Consider the following 18325-nt stretch of genomic DNA (forward strand, 5'->3'; position numbering starts at 1 on the left):
CGCACGCATTCGTTCTCTGCGGTGTTATGGTTCGCCATGTTGACCGTGCGCGTTCTCAATGGTGATTTTCCCCGGGTCAGCCGTGTTGAATGAGACAGGCTGTTCGCAGATTCGGGGCGCAAAGGATTTTCCAGAAAGAACACGTAGAAGTTCTGCTGACCGGCGGCATGCAGGTCATGAATCGACTCGTCCCCGGCATTTCGGATGTGCAAATGACGATGCCCGTACCGACGAAAATCCCGGGCACCGTCTCCGAAGTATTGCATCTGATGAAGTGACCGAAAGACTTGTTTCGACCCTCGATCCTTTTTGCCGTCCTTCGTCCATCCATGGGACTTCTTCGCAGACCCGGTGAAGTCGCTCGTCCGCAATGAATCGATCACCGCAGTTCCCGTTAATGAGAAATTCAGGTGTTGCCTTGAAATTCCATTGACGGAACCGGCCTGAATGACGAAGATAAATCTGCACCGAATAGGTGATATATGAATGCGGCCTGAAGCCCATCAACCGTTTTGTCATTGCAGCGCTGACCATTTGTCACTGGAGGCGGCTGTCGAGGCCATGGAGGTCTCATGAACTACTCCGGGTTGAATGCTCTTAACGGCACAGTTGACCGATTCCCATGCGAGCGTTGTCAGATGCCCATTCAGGATCTGAGGGTCGTGACGCGCTGTTGTGATGGCTAACTCGTACTAAAGTGCTTTTCGAAAACGCTGGGCCGGCATCAGGTCTCCGCTCTCTTCAGGAGAGGGCGATCTCCGTGTGTGCTCGCGCAAGTGTCCTGTTGCACCCTTGCGTAGGGCATCACACAGCATGCCCGGTCTCATCATGCTGTTTACCTCATGCATGGGGCGGCAGCGCGCCGTACGGATGTCACACCATTTGGTCGTGACTCCTGTGCGGTTCCTTCAACAGTTGCAGGCCAGAGGCCGCACACAGGTTTGTTGACGTCATCGCTCGTAAACGAAGCATGCTCGCAGTCTCCTGACAGTCAATGAGCGCAGCGGAACGTCTTGCGCTCGTGATCCGTTGTCACCGTGACAACTCTGCTACTGCACACACCGCAGTTCGCATTTTGCCGCTCAGGACAAGCAGGGGGGCTGCTGCCCAGGCTCTGCGCAGAGCGTACCCGGCGTGTCTTCGTACACAGTTCGTTTCAATGAGAAGGTTTTGTTCGTAAGGGGAGTCCCGTGCCAAATCAATCAGGTCGCAGACGTCGAATCAGTTATGGATTTACACTTATCGAGTTACTGGTGGTGATTGCGATTATTGCCATCCTGATCTCGCTGCTTTTACCCGCCGTACAACAAGCGCGAGAAGCCGCCCGGCGAACGCAATGTAAGAGTAATCTTAAACAGATCGGACTCGCGCTCCATAACTACCACGATGTTTATAATGCATTCCCGCCGGGTAATATGGATTACTCGGCGAACTGGAATAACAAAGTCCCCTTCGTCGACCCTGGGCCTCAATGGGGGTGGCCGACGTTCATTCTGCCGCAACTTGAGCAGGGGCCGCTGTTCAATCAGCTTAGTCCGAACACGATTCGACTGAGTGAGTATGGATCTCCGGCCTATGAAAACTTGCGTCCACTCACGCGAACGGTACTGAAAGTCTTCCGCTGCCCTTCTGACACGGGATCGAAGAACACCCTGCAGGGGACCCCTGACGACCGCCACTTCCAGGGAACAAACTGGCCCGCCGAATACACAGCGACGTCGAACTATGTTGGGATCCATGGGAACCGGCAGTCGCGTGCCTGGAACTGGTGGATCAGCACGGGAGATCGCGTCGAGGAAGGGGCCTTCATGAATAATGAGGGGACCCGGATGTCGGACTTCCCCGATGGACTGAGTAATACCTTCCTCGTGGGAGAGCGGTCCTGGCTGTGCAATGCGGGTTCGTGGGTCGGAAATCGCAATCCACCGGGAACGGGGATGTGGGGACAGTACTATACGCTCGCCCGCGTCGGTGATGCGACCACCTGTGGGGGAGGAGCGACCGGTAACGCCGCTCCACTGAACGCACCCTGGACCACCGTCGCACAGCGCCAGAACAACTGCTCGCAAGGGTTGGGAAGTCAGCACACAGGGGGAGCTCATTTCCTGTTCGGCGACGGCACCGTCCGATTCATTAGCGACAATATTGAATTCAACAGTGGCGACGTCTGCGGACGAATCTGGAAGAACCTCGGCGTCTACAACAAGCTCGGCATCCGTGACGACCGCCAGTCCGTGGGCGAGTTCTGAATCGGAAATTGGCGCGTATGCAGGACGTACCTCCCGGCGAACCTGTATCCCTGCTTGAAGAGGCTGTCTTGAGACCCCCTCTGGGGGATTGGACCGCGAAATCTCACTGCGATTTCAGTTGCTGGGAAGTCACCGCGGGTGTTGCAGTCATCTGTTCCCTGAGGCCAAAGGGGCATCCTCCATGACAGTCGCTCAGAAACGAAAGGATTTTATGAAATGAAGTTTTCGCGAATGACGAATTCTGTACGAGTGATGGCTCTTCTCGTGACCGGCTTTGTGGTCACCGGGTGCGGGAAAAGCGGTCCATCGCTCACGGATGTGAAGGGATCGATCAAACTCGACGGCAAGCCGCTAGCGGGGGCGCAGGTCACGTTCCACCCCGTTTCCGGCAGCCGTCCGTCCTATGGCATCACGGATGCGAGTGGGAATTATAGTCTGAAGTTCACCCAGGATCGTTCCGGAAGTCTGGAGGGTGATCACCTGGTCCGAATCTCGACATGGTCGCCGCCGGTCGATGACGGAAAGACCACCAGCCCGGGCAGCGATGAGAAAGTTCCTGCGGCTTACAACGACAAGGCAGAAGAGACTGCTGTCATGAAGAAGACCGTGAAAGGAAAGGTGGCTGTGGTCGACTTTGAACTCGATTCCAAGGTCGGTCCCCTCCCCAAGCGGCCCACGCTGAGGGCGGCCAAATCCCATACCGTCACCCGTCGGATGTAAGGGAATTGATCTCCCTTTCTCCTGCCTCAGGCAGGTGCGCACGGGTCCTTCTGTCGGGATCAGAGGCTGAACGCAAAAGGCCCCTCGCCCTGAAAAATCAGGTGAGGGGCCTTCAGTCCTAGAGGAATCCACACAGCATGACGGGGTCAAACCCTTCCCTCGCGATTGAGGGAAGGGGACACGGTCGCGTTACAACAGATTGATCACTTTATCTGACAGCCCTTTATCACCCACGATGATATTGAGCTTTCCAGAGGCCGCGATCTTTTCCAGGACTTCGAGCTCACGCAGTCGCATGAGCGTCGGGTTGTCCGCCAGCAACTTCGCTGTGTTGGCCTGACTACGGATCGCCGCCGTCTCTTCACGTCGGGAGATCAGGTTGGCCTCGGCCGCCTTATGCGCTTCGGTCACCTTGTTCATCAGTTCCTTCATGTCACCAGGCAGGATGACGTCGCGGATCCCCACAGACGCAAGTTCCAAACCGAGTTCCGTAGCCCGGCGTCGAACGCTGTCCTCGATGTCCTTCGCGACGGCATCCTTGTCCGTCAGGAAAGTGTCGAGTTCGCGGGCCCCCACCACACTCCGCAGCACAAGCTGGGTGTCTCGGTAAAGAGCCTGCCGGACATCGTCCGTCTGACTCACCGTCTTCCGTGCGTCGACGACCTTGTAAGTCACCACGGCGTTCAACCGCAAAGTGACCTTGTCGGCCGTCATAATTTCCTGACCACCCACATCAACGATCGTTTCACGCATGTCGATTTCCACGACCTTGGCTTCCGCCGCATCCTTCCAGAAGGCGTATTCGCCAGGTGGCAGTGAATCGACGTACCGACCGTCGATAAACAGCACCCCCACCTGGTCACGTCGCACAGTCGTGACATTCAGGGTGAGAGGAGCCAGTTTGGAACGGACGATCGTCTTAAACTGGTCGTGCTCGAAACGAACCGTCCGCGTATCGACGATCTCGACACGGACCTGCTTCTGTGTCGTCCAGAAGGCGTACTGTCCCGGCGGCAGGATGTGACTGAACCGGTTTTCGATCCAGACAAGTCCCCGTTCATTGTCCTTCAAGTCCAGCACGATCGCCTGATCGGCCAGTGCACCCGATCGGATCATCAGGTCCAGCTTTTCATGGTCCAGGCGAGGCTCACGCTGTGAGACAACATCCACGGAGACTTTTCCCAGCGGGTCAAAGAACGTGTAAGTTCCCGCCTTGAGCAATCCCTGGAACTCTTCCTCACGGAACAGCAGGCCTACCTCATAGGAACGAATCTGATAACGCTTAAACGGAAACACGACGTACCTCCTTTCTGGAGGATCAACCAGATCAGTCTGCACCGGGTCACCCCGCAGAGACGGCTTCCGACCGGCTCATCGCAGACGCAATGACTTCAGAATGAAAAATGAAACGGAAAACAAAAAAGTCCGCAGAAAGTGAAGCGTTTGCCGATCACCCGGAAAGCCACGGAGAGACACTTCCGTCAGGGGCCGGGCCGGGCGTCGATGCGAGCGACGGGGGACCTTCATTCAGAAGCGAACTTCTGAATTCCTCAGTCCTCCTGTTCTCGCACCGTTGCCTGGTGGGCAACCTTGGCGGAATCCATGTCCTGCAGGGTGACTTCGCAGGTTGTCATGGCGGTGGAAAACCACTGCCATGGCCGATCAAACAATCGCTCACCTTCCTTGGTCATGTGGGACAGGTCTGACGACCTGCCAGCGTTGGGTTTGACCAACGAGGAACGGGAATCGAACCCGCAACCTCCAGCTTGGTAGGCTGGTGCTCTGTCCGTTGAGCTATCGACATTGATTGCCCTTCGTCAGAACCCATGTTCGGAACAGTTGAGACCAAACTCGACTGAGTGACCCAACCGCCGCTGGACCCGGCAACAATGCATTCCTTCAAAGTGACACTGGTGGGAGTCGAACCCACTGAGGACGGTTTTGCAGGCCGCCGCCACTCCGAGCGACATCAGTGTCGTAGATCCTCTTTCAGAATCGAATACAAAATGCAGTCGTGCGATCGTCCCCCCAGTCGGATGCGTCGCCTGAGCACTCCTTCGCGAACCCCTCCCGATTTCTCCGCGACACGCTGACTGGCACGATTATCGACAGACGCGAGTATTTCGATTCGCTCAAGACCCCCATCTCGAAATGCCCATTGGCAAAGTTGTCTTGTTGCTTCCGTGGCAACTCCCTGACCAGTCGATGGCGTCCTGACCCAATAGCCCAGTTCAGCAACTCCATTCTTCAGATCCAGGCGATGCAGGCCGCAGCCCCCCACGACCGTCTCGTCCCCGTCAATGATCAGAAAACTCCATTCTTCATTCCGTTCCCAGGCGGACGTACGGCTCCACACCCACCCCGTCGTATCCTGACGGGAATATGTCTCATGACACCAGGGCATCCACTGAGACAGCTCACGCCGCGACGCCATCACGGCCGAGTAGATTCCTTCCACATCCTCGGGCCGATAGGTTCGAATTCGGACGGTTGTCTTCATCTTGACCTCCACCTCGCAGAACATCCCTGTTCTCTATCGACAGCAACGACAACATCTTCGATCCACGAGCGTCGCTTGAGTGAGTCGCTGCGAAGCCACTCCCTCAAGCGACGGACAAGAACATCATTCGGAGAGTTCCACAGTCCAGTAGGCTTCGCTGAGGAACTTAGACCAGTTTTCGATCCGAACAGCCTGCTGAGCGTACAGCGGCTTCCAGGCTGGCCGGACCGGCGCTTTTCGCAGAGGCATTGCGGCCTCGCCCGGGGTCCGGTCCGCCTTGCGGTTGTTACAGGCCAGGCAGGCCAGGACACAGTTTTCCCACGAACTGGTTCCCCCGCGCGATCGAGGCAACACATGGTCGAGCGTTAGTTCCTCACTTCCCGGTTTCACTCCGCAATACTGGCAGGTATACCGGTCCCGCTTGTAAATGTTTCGTCGACTGAATGTCACCGCATTCACGGGAACGCGGTCATACTCCGTCAGTGTGATTACCTCGGGAACACGAATCCGGAACGCGACGGATTGCACGAACAGTTCATCGTCGTGCGGGATCAGTCGGGACCAGTCGGACCAGGTGTAAAGCTGGAAGTTGGCCGGGTCGACAATCCGAGCTCGCTCCGCAACAACGAGCGTCAGTGAACGAGCGACCGAAGCCACGCCCACCGGCTGCCAGTTGCGGTTCAGCACCAGCGTCTGTCGACTCAACACAGCGACCACAACAACCTCCTTCGTTTCGATCCGGGGGCGTAAACGGAATCATCAAAGTAACTCCGCCAAACCGCGGCAGTAAAGCCGGACAGCTAAGCCACAATCTATCCACTAAATCACAGGAATCGCAAAAAGCAAGAATTCACTCAAAGAATCAATCCGTTCGGTCGCAACTCAATCCATCCCGATTCATTACGAAACCACCAGAAGCGAATTTGATATCGTCGCTACACATTATTCCAAACTCACGGTAGTCCCGGTTGACGCTCGCGGCTACCGGGGCGGCAACAGCCGCAAGAGGCTTCCCGCAACCGCAACAACCGCTGGACCGAACCCCCCATCGCCGAAAGCAAAGGCGAACACGAGAATCTATTCTCGGGCAGTTGCTCAGTCCCCTTGGTCTAATCTTTGGGACATACTCAGTACGACATGAAGTAACTCACCTCCCTGTCATAGAACGATCTCGAACAAGAAATCTTACCTGTTCGTGTCTAATCCCGTTTCGTTCACTCAGCGGAAGGGGCGGGAGTTGAACCCGCAAGGCATTCAAAAAATACTCGACCGGCTTCCAACCGGCTCCCGTCGCCATTCGGGTGGCCCTTCCTTTGTGACTTGTCCAGTTCAGACATTCCTTTGGCTCTTGGAACGGTGACATCAGGCACCGACCACAAGTCCTCTTTTCCAGGCGGAAGGCAAGGGATTCGAACCCTCACGACCCGAAGGCCGCACGGTTTAGCAAACCGGCCCGGCAAACCCTATCCGGCTACCTTCCTCATCTCACACGCGAACGATCGGGCGCTTACGCAAACCTCGATCGCTTGTTTCCGTCATTCCATGGTCAGCGGAAGCCGTGGGACTCGAACCCACAAGCGGGTTTCCCCGCCGCCTGTTTTCAAGACAGGTCCCTGATCCAGCCGGGTGACTTCCTTCCGGTTATTACATCGTTAGTTAGAGAACGGGGACTGGCGCGAAGTCGTCCCGAAATCGACCTACGAGCACGTCAACTCTTCGTCCTCGATGAAGATGTCTTTGTGGCACACTCCAACACAGAATGTGGGCTGGAAGGCGCTCGAATCCTTCTCTCCTGGTCTTCAGCCAGGCGCTAAACCGTCTCAGCTACCAGCCCTTACCTCGGCCCTCCGTGAATTCGTCCGGGAGGGCTTCCGCAGGTGATTGAACCCTCAAAAAAGAAAGCCCGGTGTCTGGGTGTGACACCGGGCTTTCTGCTGATGGCAGCATACCGCCTCTGTCACGTGCGCAAGGGAAACGACGACTCGCTACTTCGAGATCCGGTTTCCACGTTTCTGGTCAACGCCCTTCCCGGACGGGTGTGGCCGATGCCGGCAAAGGGCTTGCTGGACACAAGATGCACGGAGCCTGCCACGGAACCACTTATGGAACCGCCCACTTCCAAAGGGCTGCTGAGGTTGGTTTCGTAGTTCAGTGTTGAAAGCATGATCTTCCGCCAGGCCGAGTCGGTGTTCCTTCACGAACACCAGTGACACGATGATCAACTCGATCACCGCCATCGACATGGACCCTTCCATCGGAAGAAGGTTCGCAGAATTTTTTGTTGAATTTCCAAGCGACCGTCATGACTTCGGGCCGTGTAACCCGGACTCCGCAACGTTCTCAACGGTCCGAGTGCGGACATCCTTCGAGTGCCCTGCTTTGATCGGGCGTCGCTAGGCAAGGATCCCCGACACCACTTCGCCACTGACATCGGTCAAGCGATAATCTCGACCCTGATTGTGAAATGTCAGTCGCTGGTGATCGATCCCCAGCAGATGCAGCAGGGTCGCGTTCAGGTCATGCACGTGGACCGGGCGATCGACGACGTTGTAACTGAAGTCATCGGTTGCCCCGTAGATGGTCCCCGGCTTGATCCCCGCACCCGCCAGCCACATGGTAAAGCAGCGCCCATGGTGATCGCGGCCGTAATTCGTCGCTTCCGGAGTTCCTTGTGAGTAGATCGTTCTGCCGAACTCGCCCCCCCACACGACCAGTGTCTCGTCGAGCAAGCCGCGCTGCTTCAAGTCCTGAATCAAGGCGGCACACGGCTGATCGACATCCCCTGCCTGCAGCCGCAGATCGCTCGGAAGGTTGTAATGCTGGTCCCAGCCTCGATGGTAGAGCTGGATAAATCGAACTCCCCGTTCCACCATGCGCCGGGCCAGCAGGCAGTTCGCGGCGAACGAGCCGGGCTGTTGAACTTGCTGCCCATACGCCTTCAGCACCTCCTGAGATTCCCCTTTGAGGTCAATCAGATCGGGGACAGAAGACTGCATCCGAAACGCCATCTCGTACTGTGAGATGCGTGTCTCAATCTCGGGATCGACGGCGGCCAGGTTGGCCTTTCGATTCAGTGCCGCCAGTGTTTCCAGCTGATCTTGCCGCACCGCTTGGTTGACTCCTGGCGGGTTGGACAGGTACAGCACCGGATCGCGGGAACTCCGCAGGGCGACCCCCTGATGATTGGAGAGAAGGAAGCCGGATCCCCAAAGCCGGGCATACAGCGGGTCTGCCGGCCGTGCCGCGCTCCCGCGTGAAAGCAGCACCATGAACGCGGGGAGATTCTGATTCTCACTTCCCAGCCCGTAGCTTAACCAGGAACCAAAACTGGGGCGGCCCGGTTGCTGATGCCCCGTCTGAAGTAACGTCACTGCCGGATCGTGGTTAATCGCCTCGGTATGCATGGACCGGATAAAGCAGAGCTCGTCGACGATCTGGGCCGTGCGGGGCAGGGCATCACTGACCCACATTCCGCATTGACCATGACGCTCAAACGGAAAGAGGGAGGATGTCACAGGAAACGACGCCTGACCACTGGTCATCCCCGTCAGTCGCTGAGTTCCCCGCACCGACGCCGGAAGCTCCTGCCCATGCAGTTGTTTCAGATCCGGCTTGTGATCAAACAGGTCCAGTTGCGATGGGCCTCCATGCATGAACAGATAGATGATGTGTTTGGCTTTTGCGACCGGGTGCGGGCCTGACTGCCGTTCCGTGACCACCCGTGCTTCATTGCCCAACAGAGACGCGAGGGCCATTCCACCCAGGTTGACCCCGCACGCCCCGAGACAGGCGCGTCTGAGAAGCTCGCGACGTGGCAGGAATTCATCGAGTCTGTTCATCGGCGTGTGATCACTTCATCGAGATTGAAAAGTGTGTGTACCACGATCGTCCAGGCCGCCACTTCCCGGGCATCAAGCTGGGAATTTCCGGGCGCCGTGCCGACGCGAACGAGCTGCTCCGCGGCTGGCAGATCATCTCCGAAGCGAGCACGCTGTCGTTCCAGCAGGCCGATCAGCAACGGGATCTCTTGAGAATCCGGGCTCCGGGAAACAATCCGTCGGAACAGCGAGCTCAGCCGTCGCAGGTCATCACGCGAACTGGCCGTCGCCGCTTCCGCCAGCACCCGTGAAGCCTCAATCCAGGTCGGATCGTTTAACGTGAGCAGCGCCTGCAGCGGTGTGTTGGTCCTCAATCGTCGCACCTGACACTTCTCCCGCGTCCCCGCATCAAAGGTTAACTGCGCCGGGGGCGGTGCCTGTCGTTTGTGGTAGGTATAAAGACTGCGCCGCCACAAGTTGTCGCCGGTCTCTTCGACATACGAATCGTCTCCGTTGTAAGAGACTTCCTCCCACAGTCCTTCCGGTTGATACGGCTTGACGCTGGGGCCACCCAGCGTTCGCGTCAGCAGTCCTGCGGCTGCCAGAGCCTGATCACGGAGCAGTTCCGCAGGGAGACGAAACCGGGGGCCATGCGCCAGCAGTCGATTCTCCGGATCACGCTGCAGCAGTTCCTCAGTCCCGTTCGACGACTGCCGATACGTGGCGCTGGTCACGATCAACCGCAACATCCGCTTGATGTCCCAGCCGCTGTCGACGAACTCCACTGCCAGAAAGTCCAGCAGTTGGGGGTGAGTCGGTAGATCTCCCTGTGAGCCGAAATCATTCACGGTCCGCACCAGTCCCTCACCAAACAATTGCTGCCACAGCCGATTCACCGTAACGCGCGCCGTCAGCGGATGCCGTCCCGAGACGAGCCACTTCGCCAGCATCAGCCGATTTCGTGGTGCGTCCGCCTCGACCGGGGGAAAGATCGCAGGAACTCCCGCATGTACTTCCGCTCCCGGCTGATCGTACTGGCCTCGCAGCAGGACGTGGGTCGGGCGGAGCTCCTTGCGGTCTTCCATGACCAGCGTTGTCGGAATCTGACGACGCAGCTCGGCAACGCTTTCCCGTGCCCGCTGCAAGTCGACATGGGCCGTCTTGATTTCCGGAGCCGCTCGATGATCGATGTAGTACTGTTTGAGAAAGTTCGTCTCTGCGGCGATCCGTTGCTCGACAGGGCGTTCGAGAATTCCTCGCAGTCGTTCGTGGTAGTACCAAGTCTCCGCGTTCCCTTCGCTGACGAGCGACGGGACGACGGTGATCTGATCGAGTAACCCGTAGAACCCCAGTCCCGTATCGCGCCGCCCGATCCTCAGGGGTTCGTCGCACTCGATACTGCGGGTCAGGTGATCTCGCCGTATGGTCAACGGAGCGGGGTGGCCGTCGAGAATCAGCCGCAGCCCCGTCGACTGATGAGATCCGTCGTACTGGATCAAAGCGTGGTGCCATTCATGTTGCGAGAACTTCTCTTGCGTGACTGCCACAATCTCATCAACACCCCATTGATAGACCAGGTGGAGATGCAGCTGTCCCTTCTGCCAGAGTACCTCCAGCCCCCGACGTCGCCCGACCGGTTCAATCTTTGAAATCAGGCAGCCGACCGAGCCGGTCGACTTAAACCAGACAGAGATTGTCCACGGGGCGTCGGCCTGAAAGTCGAGCGGCACCTCAACATGCTGCGTGGCGTCGAACTGACCCGCTTCGCCTCGAATTCCCGGCTGCTTTTTGATCGCTGTGCCGATCGAGAGCGCATTCTTGTGAGCCTGATCAAAGTCGCAGGACAGAGCCGAACCTTCAACCGGCGGACGCAGCTCGTTCAATGCCGACTGCTGCCATTGGTTCAACTCACTCTCCAGATTACTCGCGAAGCTCGAGAACCTCGCTTCCAGTTCGGTCAGTCGTTGCTGCCGGCGTGCCAGTTCGTCGACCTGTTCGACCGTCGGGACCTCGACCGTCGGTGGGGGAGAATCAGCATAGATCAGTCCCGGCTCGACCGAATTATTGAAATAAGCGAAGAGCTGATAATACTCCTGCTGCGAGACCGGGTCGTACTTATGATCGTGGCACTGAGCACACCCGACCGTCATTCCCAGCCAGACACTCGCCGTAGTCTCGACGCGATCCGCTACGGCTTCAACACGGTATTCTTCATCCGTGATACCGGTTTCGTTGTTCGCCATCGAGTTACGGTGGAATCCTGTCGCAACGCGCTGCTCGCGCGTGGCTGCGGGCAACAGGTCTCCTCCTAATTGCTCGATCGTGAACTGATCAAACGGAAGATTCGCATTGAACGCAGCAATCACCCAGTCCCGCCAGGGCCAGGCTTGCCGTGGTCGATCTCCGAAGTAGCCGTTGGTGTCCGCGTACCGCGCCGCATCCAGCCAGTCGATCGCCATTCGTTCCCCAAAATGAGGTGAATTCAACAAGCGATCCACCGCTTGCTCATAAGCGGCATCGGGATCCTCCTGAGCCTGATTCAGGTACTCGTCCAATTCTTCGGAAGTTGGCGGCAGTCCTACCAGATCGAGAGAAACCCGCCGCAACAGGCGGGCCGGGTCTGCCTCCACGGTCGGCTGCAACCGTTCCTGCCGCAACCTGTGAAGCACGAATCGATCGATGGCGTTCCGCGACCAGTCGTCACGTGCCGTGTCCGGCACCTTCGGCCGGGCAGGGGGGATAAACGCCCAGTGATCGGCATAGCGTCCCCCGGCTTCGATCCAACGCTGTAGCAGGGAGATCTGTGCACCGGAGAGACTCTTTCCGCTCGACTCGGGTGGCATCCTCAACTGCGGATCCGTGCTCCGCAGCCGTTGCAGCAGCACACTCTCGTCCGGCTTCCCCGGCACGATCGCCCGGGACCCGGAATCGGTAACGGCCGTCGCTCCGTCCGCCCGGTCCAGTCGCAAGCCCCCCTGCCGCCCCTGCTCATCAAATCCATGACACTGAAAGCAGTTCTTCGAGAGGAGCGGGCGGATATCCCGGTTAAAGTCGATTTCCGGGTCTGCGAGCGGAGCATCGGGACCACGTGAGTCCAATGCTTCGTCGGCCGACGCTCCCCCCGCGAGCCCGGCTGTGATGAAACTCAAACAGGGAATCATCCAGACAATGAACCAGGTTCGAATCGATAACATCATCGAGGAACTCGCTTTGCGAAGCCTCCGAGCAACCCCATCCGAAAACCAGTCACCCGCAACAGCGTTGACGACCACAAATCTGCCCGGCGTCCATCTCTCTCGCCGATCGTCGACGATTTGACGCCAGGCAGAGAAACCAACTGCGAGTGAAACCAGTTCGAGAAATCCGTACACGTCCAACCTTTCGACTGTGGCACGTTTGGGAAAATGTGGCAAGTCACTGCGTGACACCGCCACAGACGACGAGTCTGGCACGTCCCGCCCATTGCAGTAGCCCGGGTGGAGGGGGGCGCATACGGAAAACCTCTTGCGGCGGACGCCGCCCCGGTAGCCGCGGAGACGCGTCAACCGGGTCTACCCGATGAGGATCACATTCATTGGGTAACGTCGTCCGAGTCGCTTCGTCCGTTCGCCCGGTTCGTTGCCTTGTTTCTGTCATCGATGTCCCGATCGGTCTGACCTCGGCACAGGGGCTGTTTGAGGGGCCGTGTCAGGGGATGCGTCCGGGAAACGAATTCTCAGAATGAATTCTCAGTGCGATCCTCACATCCTGCCACTCGCAAAATTGCTGGTGGACATTCCTCCGGGTTCGCATAACATTGCGGGCGCAGTTGAACCGAGTGGGGATACGAAAGACGTCAGGCACCGTGGATGGCGGGAAACCGGAATGGCTAAGTCAGGAAAACGAGATTGGGGCAGAATTCGTCAGGCGTTGAAGGACGCCCTGCCAGCCGATCCCACATTCAACCGCGTGGACAGCCTCAATCTACTGATGTTTCTCGCCCACAACGCAGACACACCGCTCTCCTTCCAGGATCTGGAAGTTCGTCTCGCGGACCTGGGACCGAAGCTGGAATCCCTGATCTCCACGCTCGAAGAAATGGGACTGGTCAAGACGTCAAAGCAACGAGGGATTCATCTCTCAAAGCACGCCATCGACCTGATGTCCGCCCCTCCCAAGGAATCAGACCCGCAAAATCAGAAGCCAGTCTAAAGACGGCAAACCAACCGCTATCCCCGATTGACGTCTCCACGCGGGGACGGGGTGCCACTCGCCACCAGCGGTTTCTTGACTGGTCCGCTCTTCCGCACGTCAACGCTGCTCCGCAGTGCACGTCGCCACGGCGACAGGTCGCAGCGACGCAGGACGACCTGTCTCTGTTACCGCGCAACCTTCGATGGAATGGGAGCGGCGAGAGCCGTCGGTTTGGGACCGATCGCCAATGCGGGTGTTTTCTTCGTGAACTGTTTCAGCGGCATCTGGTAGTACCGCGCCCCGTCTCGTTGCGGCTTGCCGTCGAAGGTGAGCGTCATGATCCGCAGGAGAGCCCGATCGGCAAATTTCTTATCGACCTGCAGCGTCCCCGCCAGCTTCCCATCAGCGGTCGGCTTCAGATCGATCGTCGCATTCAAGAGGTAAGCTCGTCCTCCCCCCGGTCTGGGATCGCTGAACGCGACCACGCTGACGGAGTAGATCGGTTTCAGCCGTCCCTGATCGGCCAGAGTGAACGAGACATTCAGCACGTCCCCCTGCGGGACCACCTCCGCGTCATACTTCAGCCCCCACTCGTCCTTGGAAGGCCCCAGATCATAAAAATGCGACCAACCAAGTCCCGCCATGACCAGGACAGCAACGAGGGCCAGGCCACCCGTCGCCCACCGAGAAATTCGAAAACTCATGTTACGCACACCTGAAAGGGGAATCGCCCGTCGAGTGAGACCGCCAAGGCCAGCCCAAGCCTCAAAAAGTAAGACAGTCGCTCGCAAGGCGCCGCATTGAAGTCCCCCGCCCGATTTTGAGCAATATCAAGTTGGGTGCTCGCCCCACAGAGCACTCTTCAGATCAAGAAAGTGGGTTGAGGTAGAAAAGCATTTTGGACCGGGCGCGCCATACGACCAACGGCTCAGGCCTTGGCACCTGACTGGAACGTGACTTCCATTTCCACTGATCACGACGTTGACAGCGTCGCAGCAGTCGAGATAGACACTATTGAATCACCACTTGGTTTGCCGGTGCTTTGTTCGAACGTGTGGTTCTTACGCCGACAAAACTCTCAGCGCCGCTGAGAGAAATCCATCCAGATGCTGCGACAGTTTTCAAAGACAGCTACCTTGTGCAGTTCTTGACCTACCACTGCCGCACTCCATCGGCAAAGCGAGGACCTGAAATCCTGAGTGATGCACGGGGTACGAGTACTTTCGGTATCAGGTCGAAATCCGAGTCACAACAGTCGACCGGGAAAATACGTCTCAGTCATTTCCTTCCGAATCCTATTCGTCCGTAAGATGGATTCATAAGGTTTCATCGATCGACGAACCTCCAGAATTGGGGAACGGAATGAAGAAGTTCAACCGACTCACTCAGGGTCTCTTCGCTGCAGTCGTCCTCATCGGGTGGACTGCCACGCTGCCCGGCCCACTGTCAGCACAGGTGGGAAGCAGTGAACGAGTCACCCAGCCAGATCCGCCCGCTGCGGCACCGAAGGGCTTGCGTGTGTTCTACGCATCGCACAGCTTGATGTGGTACGTTCCGAAACCTCTGGGAGAGATGGCTGAAGCGGCAGGGATTAAGGGTCATCAACTGGTCGGGCTTCAATCCCTCGGTGCATCCCGGACCCTTCAGCACTGGAACCTGGCCGACGACAAGAATGAGGCCAAAAAGGCCCTGAAAACCGGCGAAGTCGATGTGTTCGTGATGTCGCCCATTTCGTTCCCCGACGAAGGGATCGAGAATTTCGTCAAGCTGGGGCTGGAGCATAATCCCCACATGCGATTCATCGTCCAGCTCTCCTGGGGCGGTGGCGACATCGATAACCAGGACTTCCCCAACGGGGCCTTCGACAACGTCGACAAAGAAAAAACAACCGAGCAACTCAAGCGATACAATCAGAGAAACATCAAGGCGGGTGAAGCGCAGGCCGACGCCATCAACGAAAAGTTTGGTAACGGCAAGAAAATTCTTGCCCTCGTCCCCAGCGTTCAAGCGATGGTGACGCTACGAAGCAAAATCGCCGAGCAGCAATGGCCCGGCCTGACCAAACAAAGTGAGCTATTCGTAGACCCGGTCCACCCGTCCGCGCCACTGGAAGCCCTGAATTCCTATCTGCACTTCGCCGTGCTCTACGGAAAGAGCCCCGTAGGCCTGCCCCTCCCCGACATGCTGAAAAGCGCCAAGCAGGAAGCATGGAACGAGAAGTTCAACCGCGCATTACAAGAACTGGCCTGGAAAACAGTAACCAACTACCCCTACAGCCTCGTCAAGGATGCCAAGGAGTGAAAAAGTCCGGACAGTCGGCATCGCACAAATGAACGGCGGGAAGACCGACCCGAATAACGCATTGACGCACTTAGGTAGTCCATGTCGACCATAGCCACTGTCCGCGAAAATTCGACGCAATCGTCCGAACGTCTCAAGCTTGTCAAATAAGACACAGCGAATCAATGGCGAGGTGTCGTCCTTCCGCTCCAGGCCCACACGCTCAGCCCCCTACAAACCTGATTCTTATTACAACTGGTACGGAAATCACCGGCAGGCCAGGTGGTTTTGCAAAGCGGAGCAACGAATGATCGATGGTCTCACCCAACATGTTCGATTCAAGCTCGCTCAACTCCGGCCTTCAAATCATATGGGACTCGGATAAACCGCTTCACGAGTTGGGTTCGCTCGGATCGACGTCGTTGAGTAACTGGTTGTGTGTGCAATCAAGTTTGGGAAATTCGCCAAGTCTCGTTACAAGTTTCCTCGCGCATTCTCTCAATCCGCCGTTTAGATTTGAAAATCGTGACAGGCCGCTGATGTCTGGAAAATCCAGCTTACGCGTGTCCGAGATCGGTGATATTCGTTGGCGATCCCACCAAAATTTTCCGTTCGAACTGTCAAATCTCGCAGACTTCATCGAGTATTCGAGTTGAGGCTTGCCAATCACGCAACCGCCCAACAAGAATCCCTGACTTGAATGGTTTTGCGGGTACGCTGTTAGTGAACTGGCGCGACTCTCATTTTAACTTTGAAACAATCCTCGTGGCTTCGTTGATGACCGAACGTGTTCCGATTATTGATCTGTTTGCAGGCCCAGGCGGTTTAGGAGAAGGGTTTGCGGCTTTTTGCCGCTCTCCTGGGGTTCCGGCATACAGAATCGCTCTCTCTGTCGAAAAGGAAGAGTCTGCCCACCGTACGCTTGAACTGCGGGCATTCTTCCGGCAGTTCGCACCCGGGGAAGCTCCTCGAGGCTACTACGAACACCTGAGTGCTCCAGACGCTCTCTCGCGGTCGGAGCTATTTGGTAGATACCATCATCAGGCGAAACAAGCTCAAGCGGAGGCGTGGAATGCTGAGCTTGGAGTTGTCCCAGAAACAGACCTTGATCGACGCGTGAAAGCCGCACTTGGCGGCGCGGAAAACTGGTTGCTTATTGGCGGTCCCCCATGCCAAGCCTATTCCATCGTTGGTCGATCGCGGCGGGGAGGAATGGCTGCGGATGATCCACGAATTCACCTCTACCGGGAGTATCTTCGGATTCTGGCGGTTCACCGCCCTCCAGTATTTATCATGGAGAATGTAAAAGGATTGCTTTCGGCCAAACTCGAAGGTGTCTCGGTTTTTGACCGAATGCTGGATGATCTGTCGAAACCTTCATTCGCAGCAGGACTGTCATCTCGTTCGCACGCCGGAAATGTCGAGTACCGAATTCATTCACTGGTCCAATGTCCGGCTGCTGCGGGACCACGAGACCCGCGCGATTTCATCATTCAAAGCGAGCGGTATGGAATCCCGCAAACTCGCCATCGGGTGATCATGCTTGGTGTCCGAACTGATGTGCGAATGACATCGAGTTGTCGGTTGAAGCCCGGACCGGGTGTTTCATTGTCCAAGGTCATCGGCAGGCTTCCTCGATTGAGGAGCGGGCTTTCACGTCAAGAGGACTCTAAAACGTCGTGGAAAGAAGCCATCTGTCTTCTTCGAAAGAGCCAATGGTTTCGAGAATTGCGTCAGCTAGATGGCGAAAGTCTGGAAAAACACATTGCTGGACAGATTGATGAAATCACACTGCCACATGCAGATCGTGGAGCGGAATTCATTCACGGAGAACAAAAATGTGATCACCGCGCCGACTGGTTCATCGATTCGAAACTCACCGGCATATGCAATCATCATACGCGCGCGCATATCGTTGAAGACCTCCATCGGTACTTTTTTTCAGCCGCGTTTGCGGCGCGTTCTGGTCGCTCCCCAACGCTGAAGGATTTTCCGCCGAGTTTACTGCCTGCGCACAAGAATGTTGATCAAGCGCTCCACGACGGTCACTTCTGTGATCGATTCCGCGTCCAGATCGGACGTCTTCCCAGCACGACAATTACCAGCCACATGGCAAAAGATGGTCACTACTTCATCCATTACGATCCGACGCAGTGCCGAAGTCTGACAGTACGCGAAGCGGCTCGGATTCAAACGTTTCCCGACAACTATCTTTTCTGCGGAAGCAGATCTCAGCAATATCTGCAAGTGGGCAACGCGGTTCCACCGCTTCTGGCATATCAGATTGCCGAAGCAGTCTACCCACTTGTAAAGGGGTGATTCCTATGACTGACCGAATCACGAAATCGCATCGAAGCTGGAACATGTCGAGAATTCGCAGCAAAGATACGAGCCCGGAACTCCAGGTACGATCACTTCTGCACGGACTTGGCTACCGATTCCGCATCCATCGAATTGATCTGCCTGGAAAACCCGACATCGTACTGCCTCGTTATCGCGTCGCGGTACTTGTTCATGGCTGCTTCTGGCATCGTCATCCGGGATGCAAGTATGCATACACTCCCAAAAGCAGAATTCAGTTCTGG

Annotated in this window: 14 protein-coding genes and 5 tRNA genes; 7 read left to right on the plus strand and 12 right to left on the minus strand. The window is 57.0% G+C overall.

Annotated features, from left to right (window positions below; all coding sequences use genetic code 11):
- Positions 1–383: hypothetical protein (locus tag VGE80_RS01635; RefSeq protein WP_440591436.1), on the minus strand; the 383-nt coding region annotated here is incomplete at its 3' end.
- Between the two features lie 807 nt (positions 384–1190).
- Between VGE80_RS01635 and VGE80_RS01640 the strand changes: the two genes are divergently transcribed.
- Positions 1191–2249, plus strand: a complete 1059-nt coding sequence (locus VGE80_RS01640) for a DUF1559 domain-containing protein (RefSeq protein ID WP_440591437.1) — start codon at positions 1191–1193, stop codon at positions 2247–2249.
- A 216-nt stretch (positions 2250–2465) separates the two neighbouring features.
- Complete coding sequence (locus VGE80_RS01645) at positions 2466–2969, plus strand: carboxypeptidase regulatory-like domain-containing protein (protein WP_440591438.1); 504 nt, start codon at positions 2466–2468, stop codon at positions 2967–2969.
- A 189-nt stretch (positions 2970–3158) separates the two neighbouring features.
- On the opposite strand, the gene VGE80_RS01650 is transcribed toward VGE80_RS01645, so the two are convergent.
- On the minus strand, positions 3159–4265 hold the full coding sequence (locus VGE80_RS01650; RefSeq protein WP_440591439.1) for a slipin family protein: 1107 nt from the start codon (positions 4263–4265) through the stop codon (positions 3159–3161).
- A gap of 107 nt (positions 4266–4372) precedes the next feature.
- Between VGE80_RS01650 and VGE80_RS01655 the strand changes: the two genes are divergently transcribed.
- On the plus strand, positions 4373–4675 hold the full coding sequence (locus VGE80_RS01655) for a hypothetical protein (RefSeq protein WP_440591440.1): 303 nt from the start codon (positions 4373–4375) through the stop codon (positions 4673–4675).
- 199 nt (positions 4676–4874) lie between these two features.
- Here the strand turns inward: VGE80_RS01655 and VGE80_RS01660 are convergent.
- From VGE80_RS01660 to VGE80_RS01700, 9 genes are all read right to left on the minus strand, one after another.
- Positions 4875–4946 (minus strand) — tRNA-Cys (locus tag VGE80_RS01660).
- Complete coding sequence (locus tag VGE80_RS01665; RefSeq protein WP_440591441.1) at positions 4939–5469, minus strand: GNAT family N-acetyltransferase; 531 nt, start codon at positions 5467–5469, stop codon at positions 4939–4941. Before VGE80_RS01665 ends, VGE80_RS01660 begins: the two co-directional genes overlap by 8 nt.
- Positions 5470–5592: 123 nt before the next feature.
- A complete protein-coding gene (locus VGE80_RS01670; protein WP_440591442.1) occupies positions 5593–6186 on the minus strand; it encodes an HNH endonuclease in 594 nt (197 codons plus the stop codon).
- Between the two features lie 505 nt (positions 6187–6691).
- A tRNA-Ser gene (locus VGE80_RS01675) sits at positions 6692–6781 on the minus strand.
- Positions 6782–6863: 82 nt separating this feature from the next.
- Positions 6864–6949: transfer RNA gene (locus VGE80_RS01680), tRNA-Ser, on the minus strand.
- Between the two features lie 70 nt (positions 6950–7019).
- Positions 7020–7104 (minus strand) — tRNA-Ser (locus VGE80_RS01685).
- Positions 7105–7231: 127 nt separating this feature from the next.
- Positions 7232–7303, minus strand: a tRNA-Phe gene (locus VGE80_RS01690).
- A gap of 559 nt (positions 7304–7862) precedes the next feature.
- Positions 7863–9308: a DUF1501 domain-containing protein gene (locus VGE80_RS01695; RefSeq protein ID WP_440591443.1), complete on the minus strand. Its 1446-nt coding sequence runs from the start codon at positions 9306–9308 to the stop codon at positions 7863–7865.
- On the minus strand, positions 9305–12484 hold the full coding sequence (locus VGE80_RS01700) for a DUF1553 domain-containing protein (protein ID WP_440591444.1): 3180 nt from the start codon (positions 12482–12484) through the stop codon (positions 9305–9307). The genes VGE80_RS01695 and VGE80_RS01700 overlap by 4 nt, the downstream gene beginning before the upstream one ends.
- 523 nt (positions 12485–13007) lie before the next feature.
- Between VGE80_RS01700 and VGE80_RS01705 the strand changes: the two genes are divergently transcribed.
- Complete coding sequence (locus tag VGE80_RS01705; protein WP_440591445.1) at positions 13008–13478, plus strand: hypothetical protein; 471 nt, start codon at positions 13008–13010, stop codon at positions 13476–13478.
- 167 nt (positions 13479–13645) lie between these two features.
- Here VGE80_RS01705 and VGE80_RS01710 read toward each other — a convergent pair whose 3' ends face one another.
- Positions 13646–14164: a hypothetical protein gene (locus VGE80_RS01710; RefSeq protein WP_440591446.1), complete on the minus strand. Its 519-nt coding sequence runs from the start codon at positions 14162–14164 to the stop codon at positions 13646–13648.
- A 658-nt stretch (positions 14165–14822) separates the two neighbouring features.
- Here VGE80_RS01710 and VGE80_RS01715 point away from each other — a divergent pair.
- The 3 genes from VGE80_RS01715 to VGE80_RS01725 form a co-directional block, all read left to right on the plus strand.
- Positions 14823–15761, plus strand: coding sequence for a hypothetical protein (locus VGE80_RS01715; RefSeq protein ID WP_440591447.1), 939 nt, complete (start codon positions 14823–14825; stop codon positions 15759–15761).
- Between the two features lie 756 nt (positions 15762–16517).
- The gene (locus VGE80_RS01720; RefSeq protein WP_440591449.1) at positions 16518–18059 is read left to right on the plus strand and encodes a DNA cytosine methyltransferase; all 1542 of its coding nucleotides are present in this window, start codon (positions 16518–16520) and stop codon (positions 18057–18059) included.
- A 5-nt stretch (positions 18060–18064) separates the two neighbouring features.
- Positions 18065–18325: very short patch repair endonuclease (locus tag VGE80_RS01725; protein WP_440591448.1), on the plus strand; the 261-nt coding region annotated here is incomplete at its 3' end.

Origin of the sequence: Schlesneria sp., assembly GCF_036405755.1 — a bacterium.
Lineage (GTDB): Bacteria > Planctomycetota > Planctomycetia > Planctomycetales > Planctomycetaceae > Schlesneria > Schlesneria sphaerica.